This window comes from Agromyces sp. GXS1127, assembly GCF_050565425.1.
Lineage (GTDB): Bacteria > Actinomycetota > Actinomycetes > Actinomycetales > Microbacteriaceae > Agromyces.
Genome location: NZ_JBOCIG010000010.1, coordinates 22,379 through 47,895, shown reverse-complemented (window position 1 = coordinate 47,895; position 25,517 = coordinate 22,379). Strand labels below are relative to the sequence as shown.

Annotated in this window: 23 protein-coding genes; 14 read left to right on the top strand and 9 right to left on the bottom strand. The window is 71.4% G+C overall.

Annotated features, from left to right (window positions below; all coding sequences use genetic code 11):
- The first annotated feature begins 11 nt into the window (after positions 1-11).
- The 5 genes from ACQ393_RS16490 to ACQ393_RS16470 all read left to right on the top strand — a co-directional run bounded on the left by ACQ393_RS16490 (position 12) and on the right by ACQ393_RS16470 (position 5,881).
- Complete coding sequence (locus tag ACQ393_RS16490) at positions 12-1,274, top strand: extracellular solute-binding protein (protein ID WP_430647947.1); 1,263 nt, start codon at positions 12-14, stop codon at positions 1,272-1,274.
- A gap of 83 nt (positions 1,275-1,357) precedes the next feature.
- Entirely contained in the window at positions 1,358-2,389 is a 1,032-nt protein-coding gene (locus ACQ393_RS16485) for a carbohydrate ABC transporter permease (RefSeq protein WP_430647946.1), read from the top strand.
- Positions 2,386-3,303: a carbohydrate ABC transporter permease gene (locus ACQ393_RS16480; RefSeq protein WP_430647945.1), complete on the top strand. Its 918-nt coding sequence runs from the start codon at positions 2,386-2,388 to the stop codon at positions 3,301-3,303. The genes ACQ393_RS16485 and ACQ393_RS16480 overlap by 4 nt, the downstream gene beginning before the upstream one ends.
- A complete protein-coding gene (locus ACQ393_RS16475) occupies positions 3,300-4,781 on the top strand; it encodes a GH1 family beta-glucosidase (RefSeq protein ID WP_430647944.1) in 1,482 nt (493 codons plus the stop codon). Before ACQ393_RS16480 ends, ACQ393_RS16475 begins: the two co-directional genes overlap by 4 nt.
- A gap of 74 nt (positions 4,782-4,855) precedes the next feature.
- A complete protein-coding gene (locus tag ACQ393_RS16470) occupies positions 4,856-5,881 on the top strand; it encodes a LacI family DNA-binding transcriptional regulator (protein WP_430647943.1) in 1,026 nt (341 codons plus the stop codon).
- Positions 5,882-5,894: 13 nt separating this feature from the next.
- On the opposite strand, the gene ACQ393_RS16465 is transcribed toward ACQ393_RS16470, so the two are convergent.
- A complete protein-coding gene (locus ACQ393_RS16465) occupies positions 5,895-6,869 on the bottom strand; it encodes a DNA-methyltransferase (protein ID WP_430647942.1) in 975 nt (324 codons plus the stop codon).
- Positions 6,870-6,983: 114 nt separating this feature from the next.
- On the opposite strand from ACQ393_RS16465, the gene ACQ393_RS16460 reads away from it, so the two are divergent.
- The gene (locus tag ACQ393_RS16460) at positions 6,984-7,487 is read left to right on the top strand and encodes a flavodoxin family protein (RefSeq protein WP_430647941.1); all 504 of its coding nucleotides are present in this window, start codon (positions 6,984-6,986) and stop codon (positions 7,485-7,487) included.
- A gap of 45 nt (positions 7,488-7,532) precedes the next feature.
- Here ACQ393_RS16460 and ACQ393_RS16455 read toward each other — a convergent pair whose 3' ends face one another.
- The 3 genes from ACQ393_RS16455 to ACQ393_RS16445 form a co-directional block, all read right to left on the bottom strand.
- The gene (locus tag ACQ393_RS16455) at positions 7,533-7,853 is read right to left on the bottom strand and encodes a hypothetical protein (RefSeq protein WP_430647940.1); all 321 of its coding nucleotides are present in this window, start codon (positions 7,851-7,853) and stop codon (positions 7,533-7,535) included.
- Positions 7,854-8,023: 170 nt separating this feature from the next.
- Complete coding sequence (locus tag ACQ393_RS16450) at positions 8,024-9,073, bottom strand: lipoate--protein ligase family protein (protein ID WP_430647939.1); 1,050 nt, start codon at positions 9,071-9,073, stop codon at positions 8,024-8,026.
- A 133-nt stretch (positions 9,074-9,206) separates the two neighbouring features.
- The gene (locus tag ACQ393_RS16445) at positions 9,207-10,442 is read right to left on the bottom strand and encodes a glycoside hydrolase family 6 protein (RefSeq protein WP_430647938.1); all 1,236 of its coding nucleotides are present in this window, start codon (positions 10,440-10,442) and stop codon (positions 9,207-9,209) included.
- Between the two features lie 193 nt (positions 10,443-10,635).
- Between ACQ393_RS16445 and ACQ393_RS16440 the strand changes: the two genes are divergently transcribed.
- Positions 10,636-11,298 (top strand): histidine phosphatase family protein, encoded by a 663-nt coding sequence (locus ACQ393_RS16440; protein ID WP_430647937.1) that lies wholly within the window; start codon positions 10,636-10,638, stop codon positions 11,296-11,298.
- A 46-nt stretch (positions 11,299-11,344) separates the two neighbouring features.
- On the opposite strand, the gene ACQ393_RS16435 is transcribed toward ACQ393_RS16440, so the two are convergent.
- Genes ACQ393_RS16435 through ACQ393_RS16420 form a run of 4 tightly spaced genes read right to left on the bottom strand, consistent with a single transcriptional unit; the run spans position 11,345 to position 15,799 of the window.
- Positions 11,345-12,193, bottom strand: a complete 849-nt coding sequence (locus tag ACQ393_RS16435) for an alpha/beta fold hydrolase (RefSeq protein WP_430647936.1) — start codon at positions 12,191-12,193, stop codon at positions 11,345-11,347.
- Positions 12,194-12,219: 26 nt separating this feature from the next.
- Entirely contained in the window at positions 12,220-13,065 is an 846-nt protein-coding gene (locus ACQ393_RS16430; protein WP_430647935.1) for a transglutaminase family protein, read from the bottom strand.
- Positions 13,062-13,991 (bottom strand): alpha-E domain-containing protein, encoded by a 930-nt coding sequence (locus ACQ393_RS16425; RefSeq protein ID WP_430647934.1) that lies wholly within the window; start codon positions 13,989-13,991, stop codon positions 13,062-13,064. Before ACQ393_RS16425 ends, ACQ393_RS16430 begins: the two co-directional genes overlap by 4 nt.
- Positions 13,985-15,799, bottom strand: coding sequence for a circularly permuted type 2 ATP-grasp protein (locus tag ACQ393_RS16420; RefSeq protein ID WP_430647933.1), 1,815 nt, complete (start codon positions 15,797-15,799; stop codon positions 13,985-13,987). The genes ACQ393_RS16425 and ACQ393_RS16420 overlap by 7 nt, the downstream gene beginning before the upstream one ends.
- A 101-nt stretch (positions 15,800-15,900) precedes the next feature.
- On the opposite strand from ACQ393_RS16420, the gene ACQ393_RS16415 reads away from it, so the two are divergent.
- The 3 genes from ACQ393_RS16415 to ACQ393_RS16405 all read left to right on the top strand — a co-directional run bounded on the left by ACQ393_RS16415 (position 15,901) and on the right by ACQ393_RS16405 (position 19,547).
- Complete coding sequence (locus ACQ393_RS16415) at positions 15,901-16,371, top strand: MarR family winged helix-turn-helix transcriptional regulator (RefSeq protein WP_430647932.1); 471 nt, start codon at positions 15,901-15,903, stop codon at positions 16,369-16,371.
- Between the two features lie 5 nt (positions 16,372-16,376).
- Positions 16,377-17,702, top strand: a complete 1,326-nt coding sequence (locus tag ACQ393_RS16410; RefSeq protein ID WP_430647931.1) for an MFS transporter — start codon at positions 16,377-16,379, stop codon at positions 17,700-17,702.
- A 201-nt stretch (positions 17,703-17,903) separates the two neighbouring features.
- On the top strand, positions 17,904-19,547 hold the full coding sequence (locus ACQ393_RS16405; RefSeq protein ID WP_430647930.1) for a M20/M25/M40 family metallo-hydrolase: 1,644 nt from the start codon (positions 17,904-17,906) through the stop codon (positions 19,545-19,547).
- A gap of 87 nt (positions 19,548-19,634) precedes the next feature.
- Here ACQ393_RS16405 and ACQ393_RS16400 read toward each other — a convergent pair whose 3' ends face one another.
- Positions 19,635-20,642 (bottom strand): LacI family DNA-binding transcriptional regulator, encoded by a 1,008-nt coding sequence (locus tag ACQ393_RS16400; protein ID WP_430647929.1) that lies wholly within the window; start codon positions 20,640-20,642, stop codon positions 19,635-19,637.
- 129 nt (positions 20,643-20,771) lie between these two features.
- On the opposite strand from ACQ393_RS16400, the gene ACQ393_RS16395 reads away from it, so the two are divergent.
- The 4 genes from ACQ393_RS16395 (at position 20,772) to ACQ393_RS16380 (ending at position 25,501) form a co-directional block, all read left to right on the top strand.
- Positions 20,772-21,209 carry an L-rhamnose mutarotase gene (locus tag ACQ393_RS16395; RefSeq protein WP_430647928.1) on the top strand — a complete coding sequence of 146 codons (438 nt, stop codon included), beginning with the start codon at positions 20,772-20,774 and terminating at the stop codon, positions 21,207-21,209.
- Between the two features lie 5 nt (positions 21,210-21,214).
- Positions 21,215-22,372: an L-rhamnose isomerase gene (gene rhaI, locus ACQ393_RS16390; protein ID WP_430648016.1), complete on the top strand. Its 1,158-nt coding sequence runs from the start codon at positions 21,215-21,217 to the stop codon at positions 22,370-22,372.
- A gap of 127 nt (positions 22,373-22,499) precedes the next feature.
- Complete coding sequence (locus ACQ393_RS16385; RefSeq protein WP_430647927.1) at positions 22,500-23,468, top strand: alpha/beta hydrolase; 969 nt, start codon at positions 22,500-22,502, stop codon at positions 23,466-23,468.
- On the top strand, positions 23,465-25,501 hold the full coding sequence (locus ACQ393_RS16380; protein ID WP_430647926.1) for a bifunctional aldolase/short-chain dehydrogenase: 2,037 nt from the start codon (positions 23,465-23,467) through the stop codon (positions 25,499-25,501). The genes ACQ393_RS16385 and ACQ393_RS16380 overlap by 4 nt, the downstream gene beginning before the upstream one ends.
- The last annotated feature ends 16 nt before the right edge of the window (positions 25,502-25,517 follow it).

The window sequence follows — 25,517 nt, the reverse complement described above, 5'->3', positions numbered from 1 at the left end:
GAGTGACCGTGATGCTTTCACGACGCACCAAGGCGATCGCCGCCATCGCAGGCGCCGCATCGTTCGCCCTCATCGCCACCGGCTGCGCTGCCGGCGACGACACCGCCGCTGAGGACGGCCCGATCGAGCTGACCGTCGCGACGTTCAACGACTTCGGCTACACCGACGAGCTCCTCCAGGAGTACATGGACGAGCACCCGAACGTGACCATCGTCCACAACCGCGCGGCCGAGTCCGGCGACGCCCGCGCCAACTACTTCCAGAAGCTCGGCAAGGGCGGCCTGGCCGACATCGAGGCGGTCGAGATCGACTGGTTCGCCGAGGCGATGCAGTACTCCGACCTCCTGGCCGAGGCGCCCGACAGCGTCAAGGGCCGCTGGCTCGACTGGAAGGAGGCCGCCGCCACCGACGCCGACGGCCGCCTGGTGGGCTTCGGCACCGACATCGGCCCGCAGGGCATCTGCTACCGCGCCGACCTGTTCGAGGCCGCCGGGCTGCCCAGCGACCGCGAGTCGGTCGCCGAGCTCTTCGACGGCGACTGGGAGCACTTCCTCGACGTGGCCGACCAGTACCGCGAGGCCACCGGCAAGCCCATGATCGACTCGGCGAACTCGGTGCTGCAGGGCATCGTCAACCAGATGGAGTACACCTACTCCGAGGCCGACGGCACGGTCATCGCCACCGAGAACCCCGACATCGAGAACGCCTACAAGCTCGTCACCGAGCGCGCCATCCCGAACTCGGCCTACTCCGGCCAGTGGTCCGACGACTGGTTCGCCTCGATGGCGAACGGCGAGTTCGCCACGATGCTGTGCCCGGGCTGGATGCTCGGCGTGATCTCGGGCAACGCGGCCGACGTCACCGGCTGGGACATCGCCGACGTCTTCCCGAACGGCGGCGGCAACTGGGGCGGCTCGTACCTGACGGTCCCCGCCGACGGTGACAACGTCGAGGCCGCCCTCGAGCTCGCGGACTGGCTGACCAGCCCCGAGACGCAGATGAAGGCCTTCGCCAACGCCGGCACCTTCCCGAGCCAGCTCGAGGCCCTCGAGAGCGACGAGCTCGCGAGCGCGACCAACGAGTACTTCAACGACGCGCCGAGCGGTGAGATCCTCTCGAACCGCGCCGCCGCCGTGACCGTCGCCCCGTACAAGGACGCCGACTACTTCAAGTACCACGACGCGCTCCAGAACGCCGTGAACCGCGTGTTCGACGGTGCCGAGGACGAGCAGTCCTCGTGGGACACCTGGGTCGCCGAGGTCCAGGCCTTCTAGGCCCGGCACGGGTGTGCGGGCCGGCCGTCCGGCCCGCACACCCCGGCCCGCCCGCATCCGCCTCCCCCTGAACCGGAGCCATCGTGACCTCGACGCAGACGCGCCCGACGGTGTCGGCGCCCCCGACCGAACCGGCCGAACCGCCCGCCCGCCCCGTGCGCGTGCTGTCGTTCCGCCAGAACCTCAGCCGGTGGGACCTGAAGCTCTCGCCGTACCTCTACATCTCGCCGTTCTTCATCATGTTCGCGATCGTGGGGCTCTTCCCGATCGGCTACACGGCGGTCATCTCGCTGATGGACTGGGACCTGGTCCGCAACTCGGGCGAGTTCATCGGCTTCGACCAGTACGTGTGGATCCTCCAGAACCCGCAGTTCTGGACGGCCCTGCGCAACACGTTCAGCATCTTCCTGCTCTCGAGCGTGCCGCAGCTGGTCGCCGCCGTGTTCATCGCGGCCATGCTCGACCGCAACATCAGGGCCAAGACGTTCTGGCGCATGAGCGTGCTCGTGCCCTTCGTGATCGCCCCGGTCGCCGTCGCGCTCATCTTCAGCAACATGTTCGGCGACAACCACGGCCTGGTGAACGGCATCCTCACGGACCTCGGCCTTCCGGCCGTGCCGTGGCACAAGGACCCGTTCTGGAGCCACGTCGCCATCGCCACGATGGTGAACTTCCGCTGGACCGGCTACAACACCCTCATCCTGCTCGCCGCGATGCAGGCGATCCCGCGCGACTACTACGAGGCCGCCACGGTCGACGGTGCGGGCGCCTTCCGCCAGTTCCTCAGCATCACGCTTCCCTCGCTCAAGGCGACGCTGATCTTCGTGATCATCACCTCGACCATCGGTGGCCTGCAGATCTTCGACGAGCCGCGCATGTTCGACAACACCGGCGAAGGCGGCCCCGCCCAGCAGTGGCTCACGATCACGCTGTTCCTCTACAACATCGGCTGGGGCGAGTGGAACTTCGGCAGGGCGGCAGCGCTCGCGTGGATCCTGTTCCTCATCATCGTGCTCATCGGCCTCATCAACCTCGCGGTGACCCGCTCGCTCGTGCGCGGCGAGGGCAGCCGCAACCCGAACTCCGGGCGCAAGAAGAAGGGAGTCCGCGCATGAGCTCCCTGAACTCCCCCGCGGCGCTGTCCATCGTCGAGTCCAGCATCCCCGAGACGCCGCAGCGACGACGGAACCGCACGAAGCGCATCAAGGGCCGGCGCGCCGGATTCTGGGTCTACGCCGGCCTCGGCGTCGTGCTGATCGCCTCGCTGTTCCCCTTCTACTGGTCGTTCCTCATCGGCTCGGGCGATGCCAGCACGATCAACTCGCCGGACTTCTCGTGGTGGCCCGGCGGCAACTTCCTCGCCAACGCCGGCGCGGTCCTCAACGACCCCGCCGTCAACTTCTGGCCGGCCCTGTGGAACTCGATCTACAGCTCGGCGCTCATCGCGGCATCCGTCGTCGTCACCTCGACCCTCGCGGGCTGGGCGTTCTCGAAGCTCCGCTTCCGCGGGTCCAAGGCGCTGCTCGTCTTCGTCGTCGCGACGATGGCCGTGCCCACCCAGCTCGGCGTCGTGCCGCTCTACATCCTGTTCGCCGACCTCGGCTGGACCGGGCAGATCGGCGCGATCATCGTCCCGGCGATCACCAGCGCGTTCGGCGTGTTCTGGATGACGCAGTACCTGCGCCAGGCGGTGCCCGACGAGCTCATCGAGGCCGCCCGCGTCGACGGCGCGTCGATGATCCGCACGTTCTGGACCGTCGGCGTCGTCGCCGCCCGCCCCGCCGCGGCGATGCTCGGCCTCTTCACCTTCGTCACGGCCTGGAACAACTTCTTCTGGCCGTTCATCGTGCTCGACCGCAGCGACCCGACGCTGCCCGTCGCCCTCTCGCTCCTGCAGTCCAACTACTTCGTGGACTACTCGATCGTGCTCGCGGGCGTGCTGCTGTCGACCATTCCCCTCCTCCTGCTGTTCGTCGTCGCCGGCAAGCAGCTCGTCTCAGGAATCATGCAAGGAGCCGTCAAGGGATGACCACCATCCAGTCCATCACCACCACGACGACGGATGCCGCGGCCTCGGCCGCACCGTCGGCCGTGCGCCGCTTCCCCGAGGGCTTCCTCCTCGGCGCGGCCGCCGCCGCCTACCAGATCGAGGGCGCCGCCCACGAGGACGGGCGGACCGACTCCATCTGGGACGCGTTCAGCCGGGTGCCCGGCGCGGTCATCGACGCCGACAACGGGGATGTCGCGTGCGACCACTACCACCGTTACCGCGACGACGTGGCGCTCATGCGCGAACTCGGCCTCGACACCTACCGGTTCTCGACGTCGTGGGCGCGTGTGCACCCGGACGGCGGCCCGGTGAACCCGAAGGGCGTCGACTTCTACTCGCGCCTCGTCGACGAACTGCTCGAAGCCGACATCCTGCCGTGGCTCACGCTCTACCACTGGGACCTCCCGCAGGCCCTCGAGGAGCAGGGCGGCTGGGCGAACCGCGACACCGCGTTCCGCTTCCGCGACTACGCGCTCACGATGCACGACGCCCTCGGCGACCGCGTCAAGGTGTGGACGACGCTCAACGAGCCGTGGTGCTCGTCCTTCCTCAGTTACACGGGCGGCGCGCACGCGCCGGGCCGCCAGGACGTCGAGGCGGGTCTGCGCGCGGCGCACCACCTGTTGCTGGGCCACGGCCTCGCGGTGCAGGCGCTGCGCGAGCGCGACGCGTCGCTCGAGCTGGGCATCACGCTGAACCTCACCGTCGCGAAGCCCGTCGACCCGTCGCGCCCCGGCGACGTCGACGCCGCCCGCCGCATCGACGGCCAGTTCAACCGGGTATTCCTCGACCCGATCTTCCGCGGACACTACGCGGGCGACCTCCTCGCCGACGTCGGGCACCTCGGGTTGCGCGACGCCGTGCAGCCGGGCGACCTCGAGATCATCTCGACGCCCATCGACGCGCTCGGGGTGAACTACTACCACGGCGAGCTCGTCAGCGACCGGCCGGCGGCGGAGCCGCTCGAGGGCCAGGCGCCGACCGACCGCCCCACCCGCTCGCCCTTCCCGGCGGCCGACGGCGTGCACTTCCACTCGCAGGGGCTGCCTCGCACGGTCATGGGCTGGGAGGTGCAGCCCGACGGCCTCCGCGAGCTGCTCGGGCGGGTGCACCGCGAGTACGCGGAGCCGGCCGGCGTGCGGCTCTTCGTCACCGAGAACGGTGCGGCGTACGACGACGAGGTGGCCGCGGATGGCGCCGTCCACGACGTCGAGCGCACCGAGTTCCTGCTCGGGCACCTCTCCTCGGTCCTCGACGCGATCGACGAGGGCACGCCCGTGCACGGCTACTTCTACTGGTCGATCCTCGACAACTTCGAGTGGGCCTGGGGCTACGACAAGCGCTTCGGCATCGTGCGCGTCGACTACGACACCCAGGAGCGCACGATCAAGGACAGCGGACTCGCGTACCAGCGGGTCATCCGCGACCGCGCCGTGCCCGCGGCATCCGCTCGCTGATCGACCCGACGAACGCGCCCCGGACCGACGTCCATGACCACCGCCGCATGAGCACCGCAAATAGACTGACCGGCATGCAGGGGGCAACCGGATCCGGGGCGCGCTCGTCCGCGCCGACCCTCGAGATGGTCGCGCGCGAGGCGAACGTCTCGCGCGCGACGGTGAGCCGTGTCGTGAACGGCTCGCCCAAGGTCTCCCCCGAAGTCGCCCGGGCGGTCAACGCCGCGATCGCCAAGCTGAACTACGTGCCCAACCGCGCCGCGAGATCGCTGGCGAGCCGGACGTCGGGTGCGATCGCCCTCGTCGTGCCCGAGGACACCACGATGTTCTTCGGCGATCCGTACTTCGCGGCGATCGTCCAGGGCATCACCCGACGCCTGGACTCCAGCGAGTACCTGCTGAACCTGCTGCTCTCGACCAGCGACCCGAACCGCAAGACGCTGCGCTACCTGCGCTCGGGCGTCGTCGACGGCGCGCTCGTCGTCTCGCACCACGAGGGCGATCACGCCCTGCACGAGGCCGCCCACGAGATGCCGATGGTGTTCGGCGGCCGCCCCCCGAACATCGCCGACGACGACATCTTCGTCGACGTCGACAACCTCGAGGGCGGCATGACCGCGACCGAGCGGCTCCTCGCCATCGGCCGGCGCCGGATCGGCACCATCACGGGTCGCCTCGACATGCCCGCCGCAGTGGACCGCCTCGCGGGATACCAGCGCGCGATGGACACGGCGGGGCTGCCCGCCGACGCGATCGAGACGGCGGACTTCTCGGTCGCCGGGGCGGTCGCCGCGACCCGTCGCCTGCTCGATCGCACGCCCGACCTCGACGGCCTCTTCGTCGCGAGCGACCTCATGGCCACCGGCGCGCTCGCGGTGCTGCGCGAGCGCGGCCGGCGCGTGCCCGACGACGTCGCCGTGGTCGGCTTCGACGACAGCCCAGCCGCGACCTCCTCGGCGATCCCGCTCACGACGGTCTACCAGCCGTCCGAGGAGATGGGCTACATGATGGCCGACCTGCTGCTGCGACTGCTGGCGGGCGAGGACGTGCCGCACCGCAACATCATGCCGACGCGGCTCGTGCGGCGCGCGTCGGCGTAGCGGTCGCGGCGCCTCAGTGGTCGAAGCGGATGCCGGCGGCATCCGCGAACCGGCGGCGCATGACCGCGATCGCGTCGGCGTGCTCGTCGACGAGCACGAACCGACGGCCGAGCGAGCGGGCGACCGCGCCCGTGGTCCCCGAGCCGGCGAACGCGTCGAGCACCCAGTCGCCGGGCCGGCTCGACGCCTGCACGATGCGACGCAGCACGCCCTCGGGCTTCTGGGTCGGGTACCCGGTCTTCTCGCGGCCCGTCGGGGAGACGATCGTGTGCCACCAGACATCCGTCGGCAGCTTGCCGCGTGCGGCCTTCTCGGGCGTGACCAGGCCCGGCGCCATGTACGGCTCGCGATCGACCGCCTCGGAGTCGAAGAAGTACGACTCCGGGTCCTTCACGTACACGAGGATCGTGTCGTGCTTCGTCGGCCAGCGCCGCTTCGACTTCGCGCCGTAGTCGTACGCCCAGATCAGCTCGTTCAGGAAGCACTCGCGCCCGAACAGCGCGTCGAGGAGCACCTTCGCGTAGTGCGCCTCGCGGTAGTCGAGGTGGAGGTAGAGCGTGCCGTCGTCGGCGAGCAGGCGCCACGCCTCGACGAGTCGGGGCTCGAGGAACGCCCAGTAGTCGTCGAACCGATCGTCGTAGCGGAGCAGGTCGCCGCGGATGCGCTCGTACCGCTTGCCGGCGAAGCCGGTGACGGTCAGGCGGCGGTCGGGCTCGAGCGCGGTGTCGGTGCCGGATGCGTCGGCGACGGGCACGTCGTCGGGTCGGCGCTCGTCGGGCGATCCCCCACCGAGTTCGGTGCCGGATGGCTCGGGGCCCGCGGCATCCGCCACGTCCTGCCGAACGTGCCGGAGCGACCGGCGTGCCTGCGGGCGCCCCGTGTTGAACGGCGGGTCGAGGTAGACGAGCGTGAACCGTCCGTCCGGGAACGAGCGCAGCACGTCGAGGTTGTCGGCGTGGATGACGCGATCGGGTTCGTCGGCGGACACCGCTCAAGTCTGCCAGCGGTCGAAGGTCCCGGGCGTCGCGTGGACCGCGGCCTACGCTGATCGCCTGGCCGCCGACGTCGGAGGCTCGGCCGGACGCGAGTGGGGGGCGGGATCATGCGCGCGTTGGTGGTGTACGAGACGATCTGGGGCAACACGGGAGCCCTGGCCGAGGCGGCGGCCGAAGGCCTGCGCGGCAGCGCGGGCGTCGAGCGGGTCGACGTCGTGACCGCGGTCGAGGCGCCGGTCGCGATCGACCCCGACGTCGACCTCGTGGTGGTCGGCGGCCCGACGCACGCGTTCGCGATGTCGACCGCGTCGACCCGGAGCAACGCCCGCCAGCAGGGTGCGACCGATATCCCCGCCCGGGGCATCCGGGAGTGGATCGGCGAGCTCGCCCCGCCGACGTCGGCCGTCGCCGTCGCCACGTTCGACACGCGCACGGTGAAGCCGCGCCTGCCCGGCTCCGCCGCCAAGAAGGCGATGAAGGCGCTCGTGGCGAAGGGGTTCCGCCCCGCGGACGCGCCGACGACCTTCGGCGTGCACGGCTACTCGGGCCCCCTCGCCGACGGCGAGCTCGAACGGGCGCGCGAGTGGGGTGCGACGCTCACGGACGCGTAGGGCCGCGCCGCGGCATCCGTCGCCTGGTGCCGGCTGCGCCTGTGGTCAGCGGTCGACGTCGAGGCGGATGCGGCCGCGGAACCGGTCGGGATCGTCGTCGGCGGCGTCGGCCGCCGCGAAGGCGATGCCCTGGTCGCCGTCGCCCGGCACCGGGGCGGGAACGGGCAGCCGGGCCTGGCGATCGACCTCGACCTGCGCCTCGTACTTGCGCGGCGCGAACACCTCGTCGCCGATCATCATGACGGCGGACCCGCTCGGCTTGCCGGTCTTGGTCTTGTCGGACAGGTCGATCCACCCCTTGCGCACGGCGAACACGCCGAACGCGATGACCGCGACGGCGATGATCAGGATGACCCACCAGTCCACCCGGCGATTCTAGACGCCCTGACCTCTCCTCACGTTCAGCCCGTCCCCAGCCCCGGGTGGGCTGCCGTTCTCAGGAGTTTCTCGGCGTGTCGCTGCGATCGGCGGCGTGTCGTCCTGAGAAACGCCCGGAACGGGCCGGGCGTTCCTGAGAAACGCACGGGATGCCGGCGTCAGGGAACGCGGTTGAGCCAGTCGGGCGTCGCGAACTTCGAGGCGACGAGCTCCTCGGCCTCGGCGAGCTCGTCGGCCGTGACCGAACCGGGCGTCGCCCCATAGAGCCCCGCGAACGTCTCCTTGAGCCGCTCGATGATCTCGGCACGCGGCAGCCCCGTCTGCGACCGGAGCGGATCGACGCGCTTCGCCGCCGACGCGATGCCCTTGTCGCTGATCTTCTCGCGGCCGATGCGCAGCACCTCGAGCATCTTCGCGTTGTCGAGGTCGTACGCCATCGTCACGTGGTGCAGCACCCCCCCGGAGCCGAGCCGCTTCTGCGCGGCGCCGCCGATCTTGCCCGCCGGGCTCGCGATGTCGTTGAGCGGCTGGTAGGTCGCCTCGATGCCGAGCGAGCGGAGCCCGTGCAGCACCCAGTCGTCGAGGAACGCGTAGGAGTCGGCGAAGCTCATGCCCTGCACGAGCTCGGCCGGCACGTACAGCGAGTACGTGACGACGTTGCCCTTCTCCATCATCATCGCGCCGCCGCCCGAGATGCGGCGCACGACGTCGAAGCCGTAGCGGGCCGCGCCATCCGGATCGACCTCGTTCCTCACCGACTGGAACGAGCCGATCACGACGGCCGACTCCTCCCACTCCCAGAACCGCAGCGTCGGCTTGCGGCGTCCCTCTCCGACGCGCGTCGCGAGCACCTCGTCGAGCGCCAGGTGGAGCCGCGGCGGCACGGCCGGGTCGTGCACGATCTCCCATTCGTAGTCCGACCAGGTCCTGGCATCCGTCATCGCCCGGCGCACGGCGACCGCGATGGCCTCGGCCGAGAAGCCCAGCATCACCGCGTCGGGGCGCAGCCCCTTCGTGATCGCCGCGGCGATCTGCTTGGCATCGGATGCCGCGGGCAGGCCCTCGATCGCCCGGTCGATGTCGTCGAGCGCCTCGTCGGGTTCGAGGAAGAAGTCGCCGGCGACGCGCGCGTCGCGGATCGCGCCGTCGACCACGTCGAAGTCGACGACCACGAGCTTGCCGCCGGGGACCTTGTACTCACCGTGCATGGGTTCAAGACTACGGATGCCACGGGGCGGGCGGGTCCCGAGGGGCGGGCCTCGCCCGGCGAGCGGGAGTCGGCGCAGGCGATGGGTGGGGTGCGTCGGCTCCCGCCCCCTCGAGGGGCTCCGGCTCGAGCGGCTACGGGGCGACCGGCGGCACCGCGTTCGCGATCAGCTCGTCGGCCATCTCGACGAACCACCGGCCCGCCGCGGGGTCGACCATGTCGCGCTCGGGGTCTTCCGGCCCGGCCGTGCCGCGCAGGCACTCCCCGTCGGACTCGCCCGGAACCTTCACCCACAGGTAGGCGTCGATGAGCTCGTTCCCGGTGTCGGTCGTCGGCCGGAGGCCGAGGCCGCGGTCCGGCGGGTTGCACCAGACCTGCGGGTCCGGGTAGATCTCGGTCGGCGTCCACGGACCCATTCCGTTCCGGCTCGTGTCGATCACGAAGTGCGCCTGCGCTTCGGGATCGCGCTCGAGCCCGGTGTCGGCGTACGCCTGGTCGTAGGCGGCATCCGTCAGCTCCCAGGTCGAGAAGTCGGCCGGGTTCGCGGGGTAGTACTGGCTGCCGCACCACTCGCGCTGCCACCACGAGTTCTGGTCGAGGTGGATGCACTCGGAGATCCAGGTGCCGAACTTCTGCTGGCGTTCGGTCGTCTCGTAGTTGGAGACGTTGAGGAAGAACCCGTCGGCCCGTTCCACGCCGGCCGTGATCAGACGGTCGCTGATGTCGCCGACGCCGAGCCAGGCGGAGTGCGTGGCGTCGAGGTAGACGGCCGTGTTCGGCAGCGCGGCGAAGGCGTCGACCGCGTGGTTCAGCATCGCGAAGCGCTCGTCGGCGGCGGTCGCGGCATCCGCCTCGGCGGGCCGGCACCACTCGAGCTCGCCGTTGATCGTGGTGTACCAGGGGATGATGCCGAGCCCGTCGGGCTCGAGGATGACGACGGCGTCCTTGTTGCCGATGCCCTTCGCGAAGCCGTCGATCCAGGCGGTGTACTCGTCGACGGTCGTCGCGCCGCCAGCGGAGTACTGGGCGCAGTCTCGGAAGGGGATGTTGTAGGCCACGAGGACGGGCACCTCGCCGGCGGCGTGGGCCGCGGCGACGACGCGCTTGACGTCCTGCTTGGCCTCGACCGGAGTGCCGCCGTTGATCCACGTGGCGCTCGGGAACGACCCGAGCAGCAGCGCGTCGGCGCGAGCGTCGCCGTCGAGGGCGGCCGCGGCCTCGACGGTGGTGCTCGCCGGGTTGGTCCAGAGGGTCGCCTCGGGTGACAGCACGTCGTTCGCGGCATGGGCGGGCGATGCCGAGAGCAGCATCGCCGCGACGGCGACCGCCGCTCCTCCGGCGAGGGTCTTCGGGTGGTGCGGAAGCTTCATCGATTCCTCCTGGCTGTTCGGTCATCGTCGACGCAGTGAGCCGTGAGAGCGCTCTCACGTCGGACAGCCTGCCGGGTCGCTGCGTGCCTGTCAAGGGTCGCCGTCGGACGGGGCGCGCGTAGGCTCGGCCACGAGGCATCCGCCTGCAGGTGCGCTGGACCGCACGCCGGCGCCGACCGCGAAGGGAGCCGCGATGACGACCCTCTACCTGACCCGCCACGGCGAGACCGTCTGGCACGGCGAGCACCGCTACGCCGGTCGGTCGGACGTCGACCTCACCGCGAACGGGCTCGCGCAGGCCGACCAGCTCGCCGAGTGGGCGTCGCGCGCCCGGCTCTCCGCGGTGGTGTCGTCGACGCTCTCGCGCGCCCGCTTCACCGCCGAAGCCGCCGCCGCCGCGGCCGGCGTCGAGCTGCGCACCGACCCGCGCCTGGTCGAGATCGACTTCGGCGACGGCGAGGGGCGGTCTCCCGCCGAGTTGGCCGAGCGGATGCCGGAGGCCTGGGCGGCGTTCGGACGACACCCGGCGCGCAGCCCCCTGCCGGGCGGCGAGGCCGGCGTCGACGGCATCGCTCGAGCCGTGCCCGCGCTGCAGGAACTCGTGGAGGAGTTCGGCGTCGGCGAGGCGACGGTCGGCGGCTCTGCGGCGTCCCGCCGGGGTCGGCGCGTGCTCGTGGTGTTCCACGGCACGCTGCTCCGCCTGCTGCTCTGCGAGTGGTTCGGCATCGACCCGGACCGGTATCGGGACCTGTTCCCGGAGGTGCTCAACGGCGCGCTCACCGAGGTGCGGTTCGAGCTCGTGGACGGGCGCATCCAGCCGCGGCTCATCGGCTTCAACGTCCCGGCGCTGCGCTGACGCGGCATCCGCCCGCCCGCCCCGCCCGGCCGCCGGCCGCGACCGGTCAGTCGACGGCGAAGCGCGCGTCGAGCCAGGCGACGAGGTCGCCGCGGACCTCCCCCTGGTTCGTCTCGTTGAATATCTCGTGGCGGGCACCCTCGTAGACGGTGAGCGTCACGTCGGCGAGGCCGCTGCGCGCGGCGTAGGCGTTCGCGAGCTTGAGCGCGCTCTTCTCGCCGCCGAGCGAGTCGTCGGAGCCGACCATGATGAGCAGCGGCAGCTCCTCGGCCAGGTTGCGCCGCGGACGGCCGAGCAGTCGGGCCGCCTCGATGAGGCCGAACAGCTGCTGCAGCGGCACCGCGGTCGTGTACGGGTCGGCGACGAAGGCCTCGGCGACGGCCGGGTCGCGCGAGAGCCACTCGACGCCGGTCGTGCCGAGGTGCCGGTGGCGCCGGTTGAGGTCGCCCGAGTTCATGTGGGGCGGCATCCGGTACGCGGTCCCGGTGAGCACGACGGCATCCCAGTCGTGCGGATGCCGGTTCAGCAGGATCTGCGCCATGAGCGAGCCCCATGAATGGCCGAGGAGCACGAGCGGCACCTCGTCGCCCTCGGTCTCGCGGATGACGGCGGTGAAGAGGTGCACGTCGTGGATCGCGGCCCGCAGCCCACCGGGACCGAGCTTGCCCATCCGGTCGAGGTCGCCCCCGTGCTGCTCGAAGCCGGTCTGCCCGTGGCCTCGGTGGTCGTCGGCCCAGACCGAGTAGCCGGCCGAGTTCAGCGCCTCGACGAGCGCGCCGTAGCGCCCGATGTGCTCGCCGACGCCGTGCACGAGCTGCACGACCGCGACCGGTTCGGGCACGCGCCACGCCTCGTAGTGGATGCGCACGCCCTGGGGGTCGGTGAACGTCGGCATGCGCTCATCCTGTCATCCCCGTGTGGTCACGCCTCGCGCGTCACCTCGACCGACACGAACAGCTCCGACGACGAGGGGCCCGCGTAGACCCCGCGGAGCGGGGCCACGTCGCCGTAGTCCCGCCCGCGCCCGACGAGCACGTGCAGCTCGCCCACCTCGGCGAGGTTCGTGGGGTCGTAGCCGCGCCACGTGCCCGCGAACCACTCCACCCAGGCGTGCGACTCGCCCGTGACGGTGACGCCGACGGGCGCCTCGCGGTCGGGGTGCAGGTAACCCGACGCGTACCGGGCCGGGATGCCGACCGAACGCAGCGCGCCGACCGCGAGGTGCGCGATGTCCTGGCAGACGCCCTTCCGCTCGGCCCACGCCTCGCGGGCGGTCGAGTTCACCGCGGTCACTCCGCTGACGTACTCGACCGCATCGCCGACGGCACGGGAGATCTCGAGCGCGGTCTCCCCGACGGGCATCCCCTCCGCGGCGATCTCCGCGGCGAGCGCGGCCACCTCGGACGGCGGCTCCGTGGCATCCGTCTGCGTCGTGTACTCGGTGAAGGGCACGCGCGACCCGCGGATCGCGGCGAGCTCCGCCCAGGTCGGCTCCGGCCCGCGGCCGGGGAGCGGCCGCACCTCGACGACGCTCGTCGCGGTGACCGAGAGCTCGCGGTGCGGCGTCAGGACCTCGAACGTCGAGACGCGCGTGCCCCAGTAGTCGAGGTAGGCGTGCTGGGTCGCGCCGGGTCGGATGTCGAGGCTCGCGTGCAGCACGAACTGCTCGCCGCCGGAGTGCGGGAGCATCCGAGCCTCGTTGTACGACGCCGTGGCCTCCTCGGCGTAGGCGAACCCGGTGCGGTGGACGATGCGGAGCCGACTCACGAGACCTCCCCGATCCAGACGGGCACGACGCTCGTCGGGAAGTAGCGCTGCCGGATCGCGTCGCTCGCCGCCGAGACGACCTCCTGGACGCGTTCCATGTTCCCGGCGAGGTCGAACAGGATGTCGCCGATCGGCCGGTACTCGAGCTCGGAGCGGATCTGCCCGAGCAGACGCTGCGCCTGGTCGGTCACCCCGACGCGGCCCGCGCGCGGGTCGATCTCGCGGAGCGATTCCTCGGCGCGGATGACGCTCGAGATGATCGATCGCGGGAACAGCCGATCGAGCAGCAGGAACTCCGCCGCCGAGAGCGTCGACGGCACGCCGCGGTAGCTGCGGAGGTACGCCTCGTACCCGCCGCAGCTGCGCAGGATCGTCGTCCAGCTCGGGCCGCTCGCCTCGGTGAGCGAGCGTGTCGCGAGCAGACGGGCGGTCATGTCGGCACGCTCGATCGAGCGGCCCAGGTTGAAGAAATGCCACGCCTCGTCGCGACTCGACGCCGAGTCCACGACGCCGATCGCGAGGGCTGCGCGGTCGCGCACCCACCTGAAGAACTCGTGGGTCTTGTCGGATGCCACGTGCCGCGGCATCCGCGCATAGGTGTGGTTCAGCGCCTCCCACAGCTCGGTCGACACGATCTCGCGCGCGCGGCGCGCGTTCTCGCGGGCCGCCGTCACCGAGTGGGCGATCGAGGCGGGATGGTGCGGGTCGACCGCGAGCAGCGCGATCACGTCGTGCGGGCCGAGCGCGACGTCCTCGTTCGGCTCGCTGCCCATGACGGCCATGAGCGCGCGGCACGCGGAGTCGTCGTCGATCCACGGGTCCTCGAGGAGGAGTTGGAGATGCACGTCGAGGATGCGGGCGGTGCCGTCGCTCCGCTCGATGTAGCGGCCGATCCAGAACAGGCTCTCGGCGATGCGGCTCAGCATGGGGTCGCCTCCGTCCCCGTCGGCGGTGGGGTCTCGATACCCTCGCTTCGCGTGCTACTCGACCACCGGGCCTGTTGCTGTTGCTGTTGCTGCTGGCGGACCGGGGCGTCCTCGTCCTGCGGCGACGACTCCGGCCGGTGGCCGCGGTGATGCGCCGCCTGCTCGATCTCGACGATCGGGCTCGTGGCGTTCGCGATCACCGTCGCGGTCAGTGAAGCGGATGTCGCGGAGGCGAGCCCGGTCGCCTGGTCGGCGACGATCGTGCCGACGCGGCCGCCTCCGCCGTTCCCGGCGGCGAACCCCTCGGGCCTCGGGCTCGGCACGAGCCCCGTGACGGGCCCCGTCGTCACCGAGTCGTCGAGCACCCACGTGTCCTTCGACCCGCCGCCCTGGCTCGAGTTCACGACGAGCTGCCCCTCGGGGAGGGCCACGCGTGTGAGGCCGCCGGGCAGCACCCAGACGTCCTCGCCGTCGTTCACCGCGAACGGGCGGAGGTCCGCGTGCCGGGGCCGCATGCCGTCCTCGACCAGCGTCGGGAGCGTGGAGAGCTGCACGACCGGCTGGGCGATCCAGCCGCGCGGGTCCTTGAGCAGTCGACCGCGCAGTTCCGCGAGCGTCGACTTCGAGGCATCCGGCCCGACCACCAGGCCCTTGCCGCCCGACCCGTCGACGGGCTTCACGACGAGCTCGTCGAGGCGATCGAGCACCTCGGCGAGCGCGTCGGGCTCCTCGAGCCGCCAGGTGTCGACGTTCGGGAGGATGGGCTCCTCGCCGAGGTAGTACCTGATGAGCTCGGGCACGTAGGTGTAGACGAGCTTGTCGTCGGCGACGCCGTTGCCGACCGCGTTCGCGATGGTCACGTGGCCGAGCCGCGCCGCGAGCATGAGCCCGGGCGCACCGAGCACCGAGTCGGGGCGGAAGTGCTGCGGGTCGAGGAACTCGTCGTCGACGCGCCGGTAGATGACGTCGACGCGGGTCGGCCCGGCGGTCGTGCGCATCCAGACCCGGCCGCCCGAGCAGAACAGGTCGCGGCCCTCGACGAGCTCGACGCCCATGAGCCGGGCGAGCAGCGTGTGCTCGTAGTACGCCGAGTTGTAGACGCCGGGCGTGAGCACGACGACCGTCGGGTCGTCGACGCCCTCGGGCGCGCTCGCGCGGAGCGCCTGGAGGAGGCGATTCGGGTAGTCGCCGACCGGGCGCACGCGCATCGAGGTGAAGAGCTCTGGCAGGGTCTGCGCCATGACGCGGCGGTTCGAGATGACGTAGCTCACCCCGCTCGGCACGCGGACGTTGTCCTCGAGGACCCGCCAGTCGCCGATCTCGTCGCGGATGACGTCGATGCCGGCGACGTGGATGCGCACGCCGTTCGCGCTCTCGATCCCCGCCGCCTGGCGGTGGAAGTGGGTCGACGAACTGATGAGCGCCGCGGGGATCACGCCGTCGCGGACGGCCTCCTGCCGGCCGTAGACGTCGCCGAGGAACCGCTCGAGCGCGCGCACGCGCTGCGCGACGCCGGCCTCGACGACGCTCCACTCGCTCGCCGCGATGACGCGCGGCACCGCATCGAGGGGGAACGGGCGCTCCTCGCCGGCGAAGTCGAACGTGACGCCCTGCGCGAGGTAGCTGCTCGCCAGCGCGTCCGTGCGGCCGCGCAGCTCGTCCTGGGTCATGCGCGCGAGCGCGGGGTAGAGCTCGCGGTACGGCTCGCGCACGGTCACCGCGTCGGCGGGGAACATCTCGTCCCACGGCCTGGCGCGACTCCGCCGCCGCGACCGCGTCGCCGCGTACCCGTCGAAGAGGCTTCCCATGTCCCGAGCGTTCCAGTCGGGGGTTTCGTCCCCGTTTCCGCGGTGGGTCGAGGAGGTCTCGGGCGGAATCATTAGCGTGGCTAATTTGTTATGCTAACGATGTGACCGACACGCTCGCCCAGGCGCCCGCGACTCCCGCTCGTGCGCGCCGCGCACCCCTCGGCGCGCAGAGCACCGAGCTCCGCCTCGCCGTGATGCGGCTCGCCCGTCGCATCCGCCAGGAGCGTGCCGACACCGAGCTCAGCGCGACGCAGTACTCGGCCCTCGCCTGGACGGCGAGCGAGGGCCCCCTCACGCCGGGCCGGCTCGCCGAGCTCGAGCGGGTCACTCCCCCGTCCATGAACCGCACGGTGAACTGCCTCGTCGAATCGGGGCTGCTCGTCCGCGAGGGCTCGCCCGACGACGGCCGCAAGGTGCTGCTCCGCACGACCGACGAGGGCGAGGCCATCGTCCGCGAGACCCGCCGCCGCCGCGACGCCTGGCTCGCCAAGCGGTTCGCCACCCTCACCCCCGACGAGCGCGACACGCTCGCCGCCGCCACCGACATCCTCAGGAGGCTCACCGACCAGTGAGATCCATGTTCCGCTCCCTCGCCTCAGTCGACTACCGCATCTGGTTCATCGGCGCGCTCGTCTCGAACATCGGCGCCTGGATGCAGGCCACCGCCCAGAGCTGGGTCGTGCTCACCGAACTCACCGACAACGACGCGCTCGCCGTCGGCATCACGATGGCCCTGCAGTTCGCCCCGCAGCTGCTGCTCGTGCCCGTGACCGGCCTCATCGCCGACCGCTTCGAACGCCGCAGGATCCTGATGTTCACCCAGTCGGCGCTCATGCTGCTCGGCCTCGCGCTCGGCCTGCTGCTGATCCTCGGGCACGCGGAACTCTGGCACCTCTACGTCTTCGCCGGCCTCCTCGGCATCGTCAACGCGGTCGACATCCCGGCCCGCCAGACGTTCGTCGCCGACCTCGTCTCGTCGTCGAACATGTCGAACGCGGTCGCCCTCAACTCGGCGTCGTTCAACGCGGCGCGCATGATCGGCCCGGCCCTCGCGGGCGTGCTCATCGTGCTCGTCGGCACCGGCTGGGTCTTCGTCATCAACGCGGTCACGTTCGTCGCGGTCCTCGCCGCGCTCGCCAGGCTGAAGCGCTCGAACCTGCGGCGGATGCCGCCGGCTCCCCGCGAGCGCGGCGCGTTCGTCGCGGGCTTCCGCTACGTGGCCGGCCGACCCGACCTCGTCGTCGTCTTCGTGATGGTGTTCCTCATCGGCGCGTTCGGCATGAACTTCCCGATCTTCTCCTCCACGATGGCCGTCGAGTTCGGCCGCGGCGCCGGCGAGTACGGCCTGCTGTCGTCGATCCTCGCGATCGGCTCGCTCACGGGCGCGCTGCTCGCCGCCAAGCGCGAGCGTGCGCGCATCCGCGTCATCATCGGCGCGGTCGCCTTCTTCGGGATCGCGGCCGCGGTGTCCGCCGTCATGCCGACGTACTGGCTGTTCGCGGCATCCACCGTCTTCATCGGCTTCACGGTCGTGACGATGCTGACGACCGCGAACGGGTACGTGCAGACCACGACCGACCCGCTGCTGCGCGGCCGGGTCATGGCGCTGTACATGGCGATCCTCTCGGGCGGCACGCCGATCGGAGCCCCGATCGTGGGTGCGGTCGCGAACGCGTGGGGTCCGCGCTGGGCGCTCGGCGTCGCCGCGGTGGCCGCGGGCGTCGCCGCGCTCGTCGGCCTCGGCTGGCTGATCGTGGCACGCGGGCTGCGCGTCGTGCGCCACCCGATCGACGGGCGGATGCCGCGCTTCGCGCTCGCCTACGCGGAGGCGCCGACGGCCGCGATCGCCGTGCCGCTCACCCGGCCCGTCGAGGTCGTCCGCCCCGCGACATCCGCCCGCTGACGCAACGATCGCGCGACGCGCGACGATATCGCGCGCGCCGACCGCGACGGCGTCATGCATCCTCCGTTCTCTCCGATCGCCCCTTGACCGCGCCGCGCCGCGGTGTCAGGGTCGGTCTCGTCCGGGGTCCGCCCGCCGGAACGTCCGGATGTCCGGACGGCACCGTGCCGCCGGTTCCGACCACCCCCCATGGGAGAGACCGTGAAGAGACGAACCCGGAATGCCGCCTTCACGGCGATCGCGGCGAGCGCCGCGATCGCCCTGACCGCAACGAGTGCACAGGCCGCCGTGCCCGTGAACACCGAGACCCTGCGCGACGCCGTCACGGCCGACGGCATCATGTCCCACCTGTCCGCACTCCAGGACATCGCTGACGCCAACGGCGACACCCGTGCGAGCGGTACGCCCGGCTACGGCGCCTCGGTCGACTACATCGAGGACCTCCTCGTCGACGCGGGGTACCTCGTCGAGCGGCAGACCTTCACCTTCAACTCGTTCACCGAGTTGAGCGACCCGTTCATGGCGCGCATCTCCCCCGAGCCCGAGGTGTACGTGCCGTTCGTGGACTTCGTGACGGCCGAGTACTCGGGCAGCGGCGACGTCACCGCGCCGCTCGAGGCGGTCGACCTCGTGCTGCCGCCGGGATCCAGCGCGAACACGTCGACGAGCGGCTGCGAGGCATCCGACTTCGACGGATTCACGTCCGGCAACATCGCGCTCGTCCAGCGCGGGTCGTGCGACTTCGCCGTGAAGGCCGCGAACGCCGCCGACGCGGGCGCGAGCGGCGTCATCATCTTCAACGAGGGCCAGGACGGCCGGCAGGAGACCCTGAACGCGACGCTCGGCGACGCCTTCTCCGAGGACCTGCCCGTCGTCGGCACCTCGTTCGCGATCGGCGACGAGCTCGCGACGCTCCTCGCCTCCGGCGAGGTCGTCATGCACCTCGTGACCGAGACGCTCATCGAACTCGACGTCGAGACGCAGAACCTCATCGCGCAGACGCCGACCGGTCGCACCGACCGGGTCGTCATGGCCGGCGCTCACCTCGACTCGGTCTCGGCCGGTGCGGGCATCAACGACAACGGCACCGGTTCCGCGGCGATCCTCGAGACCGCGCTGCAGATGGCGGAGCTCGGCATCCAGCCGCGCAACGCCGTGCGCTTCGCGTGGTGGGGCGCCGAGGAGGCCGGCCTGATCGGGTCGCAGTACTACGTCGACTCGCTGCCCCGCCAGGAGCGCAACCGGATCGAGCTGTACCTGAACTTCGACATGGTCGGCTCGCCCAACTACGCCAACTTCGTGTACGACGGCGACGGCGACGCGTTCGGCATCACGGGTCCGAGCGGCAGCGACGACATCGAGCACCTGTTCTCGGACTTCTTCGCTTCGATCGGCGTGGAATCCGAGCCGACGGCGTTCGACGGACGTTCGGACTACGACGCGTTCATCTCGGCGGGCATCCCCGCCGGCGGCCTCTTCACCGGGGCCGAGGGCGCGAAGACCGCCGACCAGGTCCTCGACTACGGCGGCCTCTCCGAGTTCGACGGCGAGCCGGTGTCGTACGACCCGTGCTACCACCAGGCGTGCGACAGCCTCGACCCGGTCGCCGACGGTGCCGACGCCGAGCTCTACGAGGCGCTGAACGACGCCTACGGCGGCGCGCTCGAGTACGAGGGCGTGATCAGCAACGTCAACCAGGAGGGCCTCGCCGACATGGCCGACGCCATCGCGCACGCCGTGCTGACCTACGCGATGACGACGTCGTCGGTGAACGGCACGGCGAAGGCCTCGCCGAAGGCGGCGGAGAAGGCGGGCGACCACTTGGGCGCGCACCTGTTCCGCTGATCCGCCGTCGAGCCGCGGTCGATACGCGGCTCGACCGCGGCTGACCGTTCGGCCCTCCCGCGTTCGGCGCGGGAGGGCCGAACCTCGTCAGCGCCCGGTCGACTCGCGCACGACGAGCTCGGGCTGGAACTGCACCTGGTCGGGCGTGAAGTCGGCGCCGTCGCGCGCCTCGCGCAGGAGCAGGTCGACCGCGGTGTAGCCGATGAGCCACGCGGGCTGGCGGATCGACGAGAGCGGCACGACGGCGGCCTGGGCGAAGTCGATGTCGTCGTAGCCGATGAGCGCGATGTCGTCGGGCACGCGCAGGTCGCCGAGCATGATGAGCGCCTGCAGCACGCCGACCGCGAGCAGGTCGTTCGCACAGAAGATCGCGTCGGGTCGGTGCTCGGGCGCCCGGTCGCGGATCGCCTCGCCCGCGGCACGGCCCTCGAGCACGGTCGTGCCCGACGTCGCGACGACCTCGAGCGTCACGCCCGGCGTCTCGGCGGCGGCGCGGCGCGCGCCCTCGAGCCGGTCGGCGACCTGGCGGATCGAGGACGGACCGCCGACGAACGCGATCCGCCGGCGCCCGGAGTCGACGAGGTGCCGCACGGCCATCGCGCCGCCGACGACGTCGTCGACGGCGACCGACGAGAAGCTCCGGTCGGGCGCCTCGCGGTCGACGAGCACCACGGGGACGCCCCGCGAACGCGCGCGTTCGAGGCGCGGCAGGTCGTCGGAGCGCGGCGAGACGAGCACGCCGTGCACGCGCTGCTCCTCGAACAGGTCGAGGTAGGCGCGCTCGCGGTCGGGGTTGTCGTCGCTGTTGCCGAGCAGGATCGTCATGCCGTCCTCGGCCGCGCGATCCTCGGCGCCGCGTGCGACGTCGGTGAAGAAGGGGTTGCGCACGTCGAGCACGACGAGCCCGATCGACCGGCTGCGGCCCGCTCGCAGCTGGCGGGCGGCGTCGTTGCGCACGAACCCGAGCTCCTCGATCGCCGCGAGCACGCGCGCGACCGTCTCGGGTGCGACCTTCTCGGGCCGGTTCAGCACGTTCGAGACGGTGCCGACCGAGACGGATGCCGCGGCCGCGACCTCGCGCACGCTGACTGCCATCGGACTCCCCTCCGCGTCGGAGTCTACGAGGCGTAGGCTGGGGTCATGCGGGAAAGCGTATTCCACTTGCGCGTCTCGCGAACGTGTTCTAGTCTTTGAAACGATTCACGACGAACGGAGAGCTCGACGATGAGCACTGGCACCACGCAGCGGGTCTGCTTCCAGCTGCAGGTCGACCCCGCTCGCCTCGACGAGTACCGCGAACGGCACGCCGCGGTCTGGCCCGACATGCTCCGCGCCATCGAGGCATCCGGCCGACGAAACTACTCGCTCTTCCTCCGGGAGGACGGCCTCCTCATCGGCTACTACGAGGTCGAGGACGACGACGCGGCCCAGGCCGCCCTCGCGAACGACCCCCGAACCGCGCCGTGGGAGGCCGAGATGGCCGAGTTCTTCGTCGCCCTCGACGGCGCCCGCCCCGACCAGGGCGCCCCTCGACTTCCCGAGGTGTTCCACCTCGAGGACCAGCTCGCCGCGCTCGACTCCGGCGCGGCATCCGCCACCACCGCGGCCGACGCCGGCCCCGCGGCATCCGCCACCACCCGCACAGAAAGCAGCGAACCGTGAGCACCATTCCGCAGACCGTCCTCGACCAGCTCGAGCTCCAGGCGATCGAACTGCCGAGCTGGGCGTTCGGCAACTCCGGCACCCGCTTCAAGGTGTTCGCGACGCCGGGCACCCCGCGCGACCCGTACGAGAAGATCGCGGATGCCGCGCAGGTGCACCGCTACACCGCGCTCGCGCCGACCGTGGCGCTGCACATCCCGTGGGACAAGGTCGAGTCGTACGACGACCTCCGCGCACACGCCGAGGGACTCGGCGTCTCGCTCGGCACCATCAACTCGAACACCTTCCAGGACGACGACTACAAGTTCGGCGCCCTGACCCACGAGGACGCCGCCGTCCGGCAGAAGGCGATCGACCACCACTTCGAGTGCATCGACATCATGCACGCGACCGGCAGCCGCGACCTCAAGATCTGGCTCGCCGAGGGTTCGAACTACCCCGGCCAGGCCGACCTGCGCGGGCGCCAGGACCGCCTGCAGGAGTCGCTGCAGACGATCTACGACCGCCTGGGCGACGAGCAGCGACTCGTGCTCGAGTACAAGTTCTTCGAGCCGGCGTTCTACCACACCGACGTTCCGGACTGGGGCACGAGCTACGCCCAGGTCGCCGCGCTCGGCGACAAGGCGATGGTCTGCCTCGACACCGGCCACCACGCGCCGGGCACGAACATCGAGTTCATCGTCATGCAGCTGCTGCGCCTCGGGAAGCTCGGCTCGTTCGACTTCAACAGCCGCTTCTACGCCGACGACGACCTCATCGTGGGCGCGGCCGACCCGTTCCAGCTGTTCCGGATCGTCTACGAGGTCGCGCGCGGCGGCGGCCTCAACCACCCGGACGTCGCGTTCATGCTCGACCAGTGCCACAACGTCGAGGACAAGATCCCCGGCCAGATCCGCTCGGTGCTGAACGTGCAGGAGATGACCGCGCGCGCGCTGCTCGTCGACACCGACGCGCTGCGCGCCGCGCAGGTCTCGGGCGACGTGCTCGAGGCGAACCGCATCTTCATGGACGCCTTCTACACCGACGTGCGTCCGGCCCTCGCCGAGTGGCGCGAGTCGCGGGGCCTGCCCGCCGACCCGATGGCGGCGTTCGCGGCATCCGGCTACCTGACCCAGATCGCGGCCGACCGCGTCGGCGGCGTGCAGGCGGGTTGGGGCGCGTAGGCGCTTCCCCAGATCCCGATCCCCCTGCATCGAGAAGTCGCTGATGGCGAGTAGCCATCGCCATCCGCGACTTCTCGATCCGGGACGACCGAGCAGAACCAGACGACGAGACGAGAGAGGCAGACGGATGACGCAGCCGACGCCGTACGCGGCGGCCGACGGGCTCGTCCGGGTGTACCCGGCAGATGCCGCGGCCGCGCGCCCGACGCCCGCGCTCGTCTGGGCGCACGGCGGCGGGTTCGTCGCGGGCGACCTCGACATGCCCGAGGCCGACTGGGTCGCTGGCGCCTTCGCCGCACGCGGCGTCACGGTCGTCTCGATCGACTACCGCCTCGTCGGCGCCGACGGCGCGAACGTCTACCCGGCCGGCTCCGACGACGTGCTCGCCGCCTGGGCGTGGACGGCTGTGCACGTCGACGAGCTCGGCATCGACCCGACGCGCATCGTCGTCGGCGGGGCGAGCGCCGGCGCCAACCTCACCGCGGGGGCCGTGCTGCGCACGCTCGGCGTCCCCGCGACCCCGGACTCCGCCGGCGGGGCGGACCGGTTCCCGAACGCGGCTGTGGAGGCCGCACCGGGTTCCGACGCCCCGTCGGCGGAACGCACGCCGCGTCCCGCGGGCGTGTTCCTCGCCTACCCGACCCTGCTCGCCGTCCAGCCGGCACCGGATGCCGCGTTGCGGGCGATGCTCGACGCGAACCCGGTCGCCGACCGCTTCGGGCCGGCGCGTGTGCGCGAGATGTACGAGACGTACCTCGGCGGGCAGGTCGAGGATGCCCCGCTGCCGGCCGTGCCGGGGCTCGCGACACCCGCCGACCTCGCCGGGTTCCCGCCCGTGCTCATGGTGAACGGCGAGGCCGACGAGCTTCGCGTCTCGGGCGAGGCGTTCGCCGCGACGCTCGTCGCCGCCGGCGTGGCCGTCGAGGTCATGACCGAACCCGGCACGGAGCACGGGCACCTGAACCGGCCCGGCGAGCCGGCGGCATCCGTCACGGTCGAGCGGGTGCTCGGCTGGCTGGCGGGTCTCGATACGGGCGCGTCACGTCCTACTCGACCACCTCTGACCACTTCCATCACCGAAGGAATCACCTCATGACGAACCAGGCTGCTGCCGACCTCATCGCGCGGTCGAACCGCCTCGGCGCCGACCCGAAGAACACGAACTACGCCGGCGGCAACACGTCGGCCAAGGGCACCGAGACCGACCCGGTCACGGGCGAGCCCGTCGAGCTGCTCTGGGTCAAGGGCTCGGGCGGCGACCTCGGCACGCTGAAGGAGGCCGGCCTCGCGGTGCTGCGCCTCGACCGCATGCGCGCGCTCGTGAACACCTACCCCGGCGTGGACCGCGAGGACGAGATGGTCGCCGCGTTCGACTACTGCCTGCACGGCAAGGGCGGTGCGGCGCCGTCGATCGACACCGCCATGCACGGCCTCGTCGACGCCGCGCACGTCGACCACCTGCACCCCGACTCGGGCATCGCGATCGCGACCGCGGCCGACGGCGAGGAGCTGACGGCGAAGATCTTCGGAGACAAGGTCGTGTGGGTGCCGTGGCGCCGTCCGGGCTTCCAGCTCGGCCTCGACATCGCCGAGATCAAGGCGGCGAATCCCGCCGCGATCGGCTGCATCCTCGGCGGCCACGGCATCACCGCGTGGGGCGACACGTCCGACGAGGCCGAGGCGAATTCGCTCTGGATCATCGACACGGCCGCCGCGTACATCGAGGCGAACGGGGCACCGGAGCCCTTCGGCGGCGTGCGCGCCGGCTTCGAGGCGCTGCCCGAGGCCGAGCGCCACGCCCGCGCCGCGGCCCTCGCGCCCACCATCCGCGGCCTCGCCTCGACCGACAAGCCCATGGTCGGGCACTTCACCGACTCCGACGTCGTGCTCGACTTCCTCGCCTCCGAGCGCGCGCCCGAACTGGCGGCGCTCGGCACGAGCTGCCCCGACCACTTCCTCCGCACCAAGGTCAAGCCGATGATCCTCGACCTGCCCGCCACGGCGAGCGTCGAGGAGCAGCTCGCGCGCCTGCAGGAGCTGCACGCCGAGTACCGCGCCGAGTACCAGGCGTACTACGACGCGCACGCGACATCCGAGAGCCCTGCGATCCGCGGCGCGGACCCGCTCATCGTGCTCGTCCCGGGCGTCGGCATGTTCAGCTACGGCGCCAACAAGCAGACCGCGCGCGTGGCCGGCGAGTTCTACGTCAACGCGATCAACGTGATGCGGGGCGCCGAGGCGCTCTCGACGTACACCCCGATCTCCGACGCCGAGAAGTTCCGCATCGAGTACTGGGCGCTGGAGGAGGCGAAGCTCCAGCGGATGCCGAAGCCGAAGACCCACCAGGGCCGCATCGCGTTCGTGACAGGCGCGGCATCCGGCATCGGCAAGGCCATCGCGACCCGCCTCGCCGCCGAGGGCGCGTGCGTCGTCGTCGCCGACCTCGACCTCGAGAAGGCGCAGGCCGCCGCAGCCGAGCTCGGCGGCACGGATGTCGCGATCGGCGTCGCCGCCAACGTCGCCGACGCCGAGGGCGTGCAGGCCGCGATCGACGCGACCGTGCTCGCGTTCGGCGGCGTCGACCTCGTCGTGAACAACGCGGGCCTGTCGCTGTCGAAGCCGCTGCTCGAGACCACCGAGAAGGACTGGGACCTGCAGCACGACGTCATGGCGAAGGGCTCGTTCCTCGTCGCGAAGGCCGCCGCGAAGGCGCTGATCGAGCAGAGGATGGGCGGCGACGTGATCTACATCTCGTCGAAGAACTCGGTGTTCGCCGGGCCCAACAACATCGCGTACTCGGCCACCAAGGCCGACCAGGCCCACCAGGTGCGCCTGCTCGCGGTCGAGCTCGGCGAGCACGGCGTGCGCGTCAACGGCATCAACCCCGACGGCGTCGTGCGCGGGTCGGGCATCTTCGCCGCCGGCTGGGGCGCGAACCGCGCGGCGACGTACGGCGTGAAGGAGGAGGACCTCGGCCAGTTCTACGCGAACCGCACGATCCTCAAGCGCGAGGTCGTGCCCGAGAACGTCGCCGACGCGGTGTACGTGCTGACCGGCCCGGAGCTCAGCCGCACGACGGGCCTGCACATCCCGGTCGACTCGGGCGTCGCGGCGGCGTTCCTCCGATGAACGCCGTTCCTCCGCT